The organism is Algibacter sp. Ld11, assembly GCF_045066735.1.
Taxonomy (GTDB): domain Bacteria; phylum Bacteroidota; class Bacteroidia; order Flavobacteriales; family Flavobacteriaceae; genus Algibacter.
The window spans coordinates 1-9,168 of record NZ_JBISHH010000014.1; the positions used below are offsets into that span (position 1 = coordinate 1).

The 9,168-nt window shown below is 30.6% G+C and carries 8 protein-coding genes; all 8 read left to right on the forward strand.

The annotated features are described in order from the left end of the window. Positions 1-982 precede the first annotated feature (982 nt). The 8 genes from ACJJV4_RS07515 to ACJJV4_RS07550 all read left to right on the forward strand — a co-directional run bounded on the left by ACJJV4_RS07515 (position 983) and on the right by ACJJV4_RS07550 (position 8,902). On the forward strand, positions 983-1,468 hold the full coding sequence (locus tag ACJJV4_RS07515) for a hypothetical protein (protein WP_405293035.1): 486 nt from the start codon (positions 983-985) through the stop codon (positions 1,466-1,468). Positions 1,469-1,631: 163 nt separating this feature from the next. Then, the gene (locus ACJJV4_RS07520) at positions 1,632-2,513 is read left to right on the forward strand and encodes an energy transducer TonB (RefSeq protein WP_405293037.1); all 882 of its coding nucleotides are present in this window, start codon (positions 1,632-1,634) and stop codon (positions 2,511-2,513) included. Between the two features lie 182 nt (positions 2,514-2,695). Then, positions 2,696-4,012, forward strand: coding sequence for a TlpA family protein disulfide reductase (locus ACJJV4_RS07525; protein WP_405293039.1), 1,317 nt, complete (start codon positions 2,696-2,698; stop codon positions 4,010-4,012). A 172-nt stretch (positions 4,013-4,184) separates the two neighbouring features. Continuing rightward, on the forward strand, positions 4,185-4,631 hold the full coding sequence (locus ACJJV4_RS07530; RefSeq protein WP_405293041.1) for a DUF5958 family protein: 447 nt from the start codon (positions 4,185-4,187) through the stop codon (positions 4,629-4,631). Positions 4,632-4,819: 188 nt separating this feature from the next. Next, complete coding sequence (locus tag ACJJV4_RS07535; RefSeq protein WP_405293043.1) at positions 4,820-6,214, forward strand: hypothetical protein; 1,395 nt, start codon at positions 4,820-4,822, stop codon at positions 6,212-6,214. A 213-nt stretch (positions 6,215-6,427) separates the two neighbouring features. Further along, complete coding sequence (locus ACJJV4_RS07540; RefSeq protein WP_405293045.1) at positions 6,428-7,117, forward strand: hypothetical protein; 690 nt, start codon at positions 6,428-6,430, stop codon at positions 7,115-7,117. A 600-nt stretch (positions 7,118-7,717) separates the two neighbouring features. After that, complete coding sequence (locus tag ACJJV4_RS07545; RefSeq protein WP_405293047.1) at positions 7,718-8,251, forward strand: hypothetical protein; 534 nt, start codon at positions 7,718-7,720, stop codon at positions 8,249-8,251. A gap of 195 nt (positions 8,252-8,446) precedes the next feature. After that, entirely contained in the window at positions 8,447-8,902 is a 456-nt protein-coding gene (locus tag ACJJV4_RS07550; RefSeq protein ID WP_405293049.1) for a hypothetical protein, read from the forward strand. Positions 8,903-9,168: the final 266 nt, after the last annotated feature.

The following is a 9,168-nucleotide window of genomic DNA, read 5'->3' on the forward strand; positions in this document are numbered from 1 at the left end:
CAACACAGTATAAAAATAATTGTTGTTTTAGGCTTAATCCAAAGGTCGTTGCGCTTTTGTTACGTCTGATTTTCCTGCGGAAAATCCTCGCACACAAAACCACAACTATTCTTATACGTAAACGTTAGCGCACATTGCTCACTCAGCTCAAAAAAAATAATAAACCTTCTCAACGTATTTTAAAAACAATTCCTAAAACTTACTCAATTGATTTTTGACAAATCAAAACGCAACTGTTACCTAAGCCTGATTTTACTCTCGCAAACTAAAATTAAATAAAAAATTAAACCGACTTCTGATAAAATAATACGCAAAGTTTACGCGCGAATGACTTAACTCTTGCGTTTAAAAAATTCTGACTCTGGCCAAACAATACGCAACTGTTGCTTCGGACTATTCTTTGTTGCGTGAAAAAATCATATTGAAATACTCTTGTGAGAAAAACATAACAACGTGCGCTAACATTGTATAAAAATAATGCGTAATTTAGTGCCTAATCAAGACTAAATGCGTGTTTGCATGCATCTGATTTTCCTTCGGAAAATCCTCGCACACAAACTACGCACTATTCTTATACGTAAACGTTAGCGCACATAGCTCACTCAGCTCAAAAAAATTAAAAGCTGCGTAAAAGTGGTTTAAAATTAATTCTTTAAAATCTTACTCAACCGACTTTTGACAAATCAAAACGCAAAGTTTACGCGCGACTGACTTTACTCTTGTGTTTAAAAAAATCTGACTTTTGCCAAGCAATACGCAACGGTTGCTTTGGACTTTTCTCTGTTTCTCTAAAAATTTTGAGTTTAGAAATAAACTTATGAGTAAAACATAAAACTACGCGCGCTAACATTGTATAAAAATAATGCGTAATTTAGTACCAAATCAAGAGTTAATGTGTGTTTGCATGCATCTGATTTTCCTGCGGAAAATCCTCGCACACAAACTACGCACTATTCTTATACGTAACCGTTAGCATACATTTATGAAAAACGCAATTACACTTCTACTTTTGACATTACATTTAGTAAGTTGTGGACAATCAAAAACTGAATCAAAAAAAGATTCTACAAATATTGGCTTTGGAGAAATCTGGAAAAATATGGATAAGGAAAAAGCGGAAAAAGAATATAATGAGTTTCTGAAAAGACGTGAACTTAAAATCAAGTTTAACCAAAAAGAATGGTTAAAGCATAATGATGATGATAATCATAAAAATCCGAGATGGAATATGGTTACTGATTTACGAGAAAATTATCTAAGTAAAGAACTGAATAAAACCCAAGTTATAAATCTACTCGGAAAACCATTTGAATTGGAAAAAAGAATTGTGGAATCGACAAATGACACGCTGAATTTAATGCTTTATCCTGTTGGAGCGTATAGTGGATTTGGAATGGATTTTGACTTTTTAACTATCTCACTTGATGAAAATGGAAAGAAGATAAAAGTTTGGGTAGAACAACACTGAATTAAAAAAACGTATGCTAACAACGTATAAAAATAATTGCTATTTTGTGTTAAACTAAAGGTAGTTGCGTATTTGCTACATCTGAATTTCCTTCGGAAATTCCTCGCACGCAAATACGCAACTATTCTTATACAAAACCGTTACCCAACATTTGAAAAACATTATGAAATTAAAATTATTATTAGTTACTGCATTAATATTTAGCTTCCTAACAAACGCTCAAAACCTGAAATATGAAAATTTAATGGGCGAATGGAAAGCTATTAATGTTAATATTCCGAATTCTGATGAAGTTCCACAAAAAGAAGCTTTAAAAATGGTTAAAGATGCATTTTTAAATTCAAAATTCAATTTCAAAGGAAACAAAGTATTTAGAATTAAATTTGGAAAACTAGCTGATAAAAGAATGAAAGAATTGTTTTTTCTTGATAATCAAAACTGGGCATTAAAAGATAACCTAGTAATGATTGGAACAGAAAATGACGGATTTTCTTCAATGCATATTACTGTTCAAAAAGTAGAGGGTAAAACGTATTTCATACTTCCAATGATTCGATTGGAAATGGAAAAATTAAGTGATGATAAACCTTCAAAACCTAAAGTTATTGAGTCAAAATCAGAAAAAACAGAAAGTATTGATTACTCAAAAGCAGAAATCGAAACTAAAGAAATTGACGAATCTGAAATTATTGAATTCAAGGAAGTTCAAAACCCACCGTTAGCACCTGACTGTAAATCAAAATGGGATGTCGAAAAACGAAAAGAATGCACGACTAAATTTATTCAAAGACACGTAATGCGAAAGTTTAATACTGACTTAGCAAGTGATGTCGGGCTTACAGGAAAAATAAAAATAATGATAAACTTTATAATTGACACAAATGGAAAACCGGTAAACATTGAAGCTACAGGTGGACCAGATATTATGAACAAAAATGCAATTGAAGTTATCGGACTATTACCAAATTTGAAACCTGGAATGAAAGACGGAAAACCAATTAACGTTTCATATAAAATGCCTTTGACATTCCAAGTTCACGACTAAAAAACGTTGGGTAACACCGTGTATAATTAATTGCTTCATTGAGCCTACTTGCGAATATTCCTGCGGAATATTCACGGGTTCGTTAAAGTTTACTAACTTAGTTGCTAAACCACGCAACTAACCATACACAAACACGTTACCTGCAAGCTGAAAACGAACTCTGTCTATAATTTGAATGAAACATGAAAATTAAAACTCTATTTCTATTGAGCATATGTTTATGTTTAATAACAGGTTGTAAAAAGGACCATATTTTAAAACTGCCCATTACTTACCAAAAAGGGTTTGGTCCTTTCGAAGCATCTGGTGGAGGTTCAATTCCACTCTATAATAATGATGAAAATAACCCGTGGAAAAATACTTTTTTAAAAGTTACTGGAATACCAAAAAATTGGACTGATGTTAAAGTTGGAGATATTAATTCAGATTTTCACCAATATGTTTATCAAAACTACCATTCAGGCAATATTTCAAAAGAATGGTATGATGAACTAAAAATAATGTGGAATTGGGAACCAGATACATTGAATTTGTCAAAAGAGCCAATAAAATGCAGAGCAGCTTTTGCTGTTGGAAATGATTCCACTGGAAACGCAATGGTCATTGTAGACGCAAATAACAATTATGATTTCAGTGATGACGAGCCTTTTGAGCCAATTGAGTATGACAGCGAATTAGATTGGGATTTATTGGCAAATAATGAAGCAATAGATGTTACTTTTGAACGTATTTTTAATAATAAAAAGGTTCAGGTTAAGGTTCCTCTCTTAATTTCTTCGGTTAATATGGATCAATATTACTTATTATGTAATTTTGCTCAATACGGTACTGCAAAATTAGGAAATCACTTAATAAGCATTCATTCCTTTAAATTTACAAACCTTACATTTAAAGATGTTGGAATAACTATTAATCAAAGCTTAAATGGAGAAAAAGTAGATTTGAAAAAAGTAGTTTTTAACAACGAATATCTTGAATTCGAAAATGATTTATATAAAAACTTGGGAGTAAATAGAAATAAGGATGTTTTACTTTTAGAAAAAATGGATTTATCTAAAAATCAAATACGCTCCACTCAAATTGGAAATAAACCTTTTGACTTTTCAGAAAAACAGTTCCAAAAACAAAATATGATTTCATTAGATAGTTTAAGGGGAAAATATGTACTTCTCGAGTTTTGGGACACTTGGTGTGGTCCTTGTATCAAAGAAATCCCAAATCTTAAAACGATATATAGTAAAACTGATAAATCAAAATTTGAAATAATTGGTATTGTTGGAAACAATCAAATAACAGTTTTAGAAAAATTTGCAAACAAACATGGAATAACATGGCCTCAAATTATTGATAGTTCTAACAAAATCAAAGAGAAGTACGGGGTAAGAGGAATCCCAGCAACATTTCTGATTAACCCTGAAGGAATAATTATCGCAAAAGATTTGAGAGGAAAGGAGTTGGAAACCAAAATAGATAGTTTAATAAATAAAGCCAGCAGGTAACACCGTGTAAAAATAATTGCTTGGTTCTTACCTACTCGGAAAATCCTGCGGATTTTCCTCTGGTTCGTTCCATTTTTAGTAAGTTAGTTGCTTAAACACGCAACTATCCTTACACAAATCCGTTGTAAGTAATGTAACTGACTCAAAATCTGAATAAAAACCTGACCGAATATTGAAAGAAGAAGAAATCATTATTAATAAAATTGCTCAAGGAAAAACCTCAATTGAAAGCGGAATTGAATGGTTTGATTCTCTATCTGATTCTGATAGGAAAAGAGCAATTTTTCTGACTAAATTCTTTACGGAACAATCTCACCCAAATGAAAAAATCATAGAAACTGCTATTTCTAAAATACCTCTAAAACCGACAATGACGCCAATTGTTATTTTAAAAACGAATAACTTTAAAGTTGCGTTATCAAAAATATCAAAATTGCCTGAAGATGAATATCGGAAAGCTTTTATTACATTAATTACGACTTATAAAGAATCTGATACATATAGACGAAATACTTGGTGTAAAGATGGATGTAGTCACGAATGGCATAATCTGAAAGAAAACACTACTTACAACAACGTGTATAAAAAATTGCTTAAATTAGTGTTTAAACAAAGGTAGTTGCATTTTTGTTACGTCTGATTTTCCTGCGGAAAATCCTCGCACACAAAACCGCAACTATTCATACACAAGACCGTTGTGCGTAATTTGAGAAAAAACCTCATTACTCAACCAAAAGTATAGTTCACTCAATATGACTTTTCTGAATCGAAAAAGAAAAATACATTTGAGTAACTAAAACCAAACCAATGAATCGACTAATAATATTCTTTCTTTTAATCTATCAATTTGGACTTTCTCAAAATATCAAAAAAGAAGTTTATCTAGTTCATAACCTTTACGCTTCTGGATTTGATAATGATGAATATTTATATTCAACTGACAGCATCAAAATCGAAAACAATAGAAAAACATCTGACTTATTAACTGCAATTTCCAATGTTCAATCTGTAGATGATGTATTTAAAAACTCGAAAATAGATACTCTGAAAATATTGAATAACCCTTTAGAATTAATTAAGAATTACAAAAATTCAAAAGTGGATTGGAATCAAGAACAAAAAGATTTTATTAAACCAAAACTTCGAGATTTAGATATTTATAAAAAATATTATTTGGACTATTTAAATAATGGTTGTTGCACAACAATGCACCAAAGGTATCGCGATGAATATAAGATTAAAATGTTCGAAAATAATATTTTGGTAAATGAAATTACTTCAAGAAAATCAATTGGAGGTTATAAAGTACCTTGGACAAATTCATTAACTGGAACAAAAAACTACAATTTTGACATTGAGAATGTATTAGGAGATTTAATAAAATCACGAAGAAAAAAATTAAGGCCTTTAAAAGGTGATAAGCTTCAAAAATATCTAACAAACAAAATCATTGACTATAACATAACTAAACTTTATGAATTATCAGCATATACCTATCATAAAGAGATTAAGGAATTAGAATCTGAATTTGATATAAAATACTTTGGAGAAGTATACGGACGAGGTAGATATATTTGGGACGAACCCCAAACCTTTAAAATTAAACTTCACAATGATGAAATGCTATCAAATGTGAATTTGATTTTTATGGCATCAAAACAAGGGAAATCTATTTATTCCAGGGATTCAATAATTCATAACTATCAAATAGTAACAAAAAGAGTTCAGAATATTCAATTCATTACAGATTACTTAAAAAATCATACTCAAAGTACATTAGACATATACATCTTCAATAATAAAACCATAAATGAATATAATATTGACGGTATAAATAAAAGTCCTGAAGATTGGGAAAAACAAGATAACTATGTAAAAAGTTTGGATTGGTATAAAACTGCTGATATTGAACCAAGTTTTGATATTCCAAAAGCTATTAAAACTTCACAAAAAAATAATTGTGGTTGCAATTATAGATTTGATAGAAAGTTCATTGAACGAGCTATATTTTTTGAGATAAGAAATAAGGATAAAGATAGTTCTGTTTGGTTTTTACTTCCAGACGATACTGTTTTATTATATTTAATGCAAGGACAGAAAGTTTTAGATTATGACTATAAAGATTTTGGAAATGAACACGCTGGAGTACAATGGCCTTGTAAAAGATTTAAACTCAACGGAGAAATAATTGAACGGAAATAAAAACTACGCACAACAGTGTATAAAAAACATAGGGCATTTGTGGCTTAACCGAAAATCTGGGCTTATTTACAAAGTCCGCTAAATATAAAATTTGGCGTTTATAGTAGAAAAGATAAAAGCAAAATATTATATTTAGCTAAGTAATAAACCGAAACGAAAGTGCTTATAACCTGCCCTACGTTTCTTATACGTTAACGTTAGGCAACATTTGAAATGAGCATTTTTAATCGAAAGACAAAAAAGAAACATATTGAACAATTTGGACTTAAAATAGCTGAATTGTTGGAATCTGAAATGCCTCAAATCCAAACTGTAATCGGACTTTCTAAAATTTACGGAATTAGTTTTATGCACAAACCGAGAGGAATTTATATTTCTCGTGGTTATAAACCAAAAGAGTTTGAGATTATAAATAGAAATCACAAGACCTGTTTCAATCTGACTGGAATTTCTGTTCTAAACAAAAAAGAAAATCTTTATCAACCGATTAAGTTATATTATCAATCTGACGGATTGACCAAAATTGAAATAGAAAACCCAGAATACTTCCACAAAACTTATGACTTAAACCAAATTCAGAAAAGTGAAATAGAACTTGAGCATCTGAAAATGGAAAACCCTGACCAAAAGATAGCTGAAAAAATATTAAAATCGTTGACTAAAGAACAAATCAAACTTCTGGAATTGGACTACACATTTGAAATTGAATTTGATGAAAAACTATTTTACACAATTTTGGATATGGAAGACGGAAATTATATAGCAATAGATAAAAAAGGAAAAGTATATCGACTAAATCACGACCACGAAGAAATGGTCAAACTTATAGCCAACAAACCGACAGATTTCTTTGAAATTTACAACGGACAAAAAAGTGAACTGGAAAATATTATGTATGAATAAAAAACGTTGCCTAACATTGTATAAAAATAATGCGTAAGTTTATTCCTAAATCAAAAGTTAGTGCTTGTTTGCTTGCATCTGATTTTCCTTCGGAAAATCCTCGCACTCAAACTACGCACTATTCTTATACGTAACCGTTAGCATTCATGTCTCACTCAGCTCTGGAAAATAAAAATCACTCAAAAGTAGTTTAAAATAGATTCCTTAAAATCTCACTCAACCGACTTCTGACCATTCAAAACGCAACTGTTGCGTACGACTGACTTTACTCTTGCTCAAAAACATCTGACTTTAAACAAACATTACGCAAAGTTTACGAGCAACTGACTTTACTCATGCTCAAAAAATTCGAGGTTCTAAAAAATTAAACGCAACTATTTCGTAAAATAAGTCCGACAAAAATAAACACGCATGCTAACATTGTATAAAAATAATGCTTAGTTTAGTACCTAACCAAGAGTAAATGCGCGTTTGGTTGCATCTGATTTTCCTTCGGAAAATCCTCGCACACAAACTACGCACTATTCTTATACGTAACCGTTGGCAATAATTAAGATGAACATCGAGAATTTTATCACAAATAGAAAATCAATTGAAAATTTGACATCGGAAATGACCGAAATCGAAAGTGATGGATGGGAAACTAAATATATTGACAAAAGAGATAAATCGGAATGGCTAAAAATTCGACTTGATTCGGAATATTACGGAGGCGGAAATCCAATATTATTCAAATTTCCAAAACCAACTCAATCTGAATTAATAAAAATTCTGACTAAATCAACCGACTTGAATCAAATTTCTGCTATTTCTTGTCTATTAAAGGAATTTGAATTTGACGAATCTGACAATCACAACGAATATCGTGAGGAACTAATAATCGAATTGGAAAGTATCATTAATGAAAACGATTTTAAGTGGAGCGGATTTGAAAAAAAACGATTGACGACAATTATTCACGATAGTGATTTGAATTTTATAAATAACCAAAGAGATAGTTTAGGGAAAAAATATAGTGAAGTTGAAACTGATTATCAATATTATAAAAACATTGCTGAAAGAGCAGAAAAAATAATCACGATTTTGAATAAAAATAATTCAATATGGAAAAGAATAAAAACATTGCTTAATTAGTAAAACAAAAAACGGAATTGCGAACTGAAAATAATAACTATTGCCAACACCGTGTATAATTAATTGCTTTGTTCTTCTCTACTTGCGAATATTCCTGTGGAATATTCACGGGTTCGTAAAAGTTTACTAATTTAGTTGCTTAACCACGCAACTAACCATACACAAACACGTTGTGGTGCATTTAAGACAAACATTGTGAATAGCGAAAAACATTTTAAAAACCTCTTTAAATTACTCAAGCAAATTGACCTTGAAAATGATTTGGTATCGGAATGTTTACAAATAGAAAATGATGAAGTTACATTTTCAACTTTTCACGAATCAGCATCTAAAACAACAACCGAGCATATATTTAATGTTTACAAGCAAAGATTTAAAATGGAAAAAAAACTACGACCTGAAAATCATTTCGTAGTTGGATATGACAAACTTTTACCAAATATTGAGAAAAGTAAATCGGAATTTATAAACGTGTCAAGTATAACGTCTGAACTTGGAACTTATTTAATTTTTTCGGATTATGAATATTCTGATTTTATCGGAATTTTAAAATCTAAACGGAATCTGACTGAAATAAGAGAAAGAATGAATGGTTCGGTATATTATCGTGAGAATAAATTTATAAACGGAACTCAAACAACAACGGATTAAATAACAGAACGCATAAAAACGCACCACAACAATGTATAAAAATAATCGCTCAATTTTGGGCTTAACCAAAGGTCGTTGCAAGTTTACTACGTCTGATTTTCCTGCGGAAAATCCTCGCACGTAAACCCGCAACTATTCTTATACGTAACCGTTGTAAACAATATGAAACAAACGATATTCTTAATACTTTCATTTTTGATTTTCCAAGTTGGAATTTCTCAAAACTTAACCGAATCTGATTTAATTGGAGAATGGGAGTTTATAGA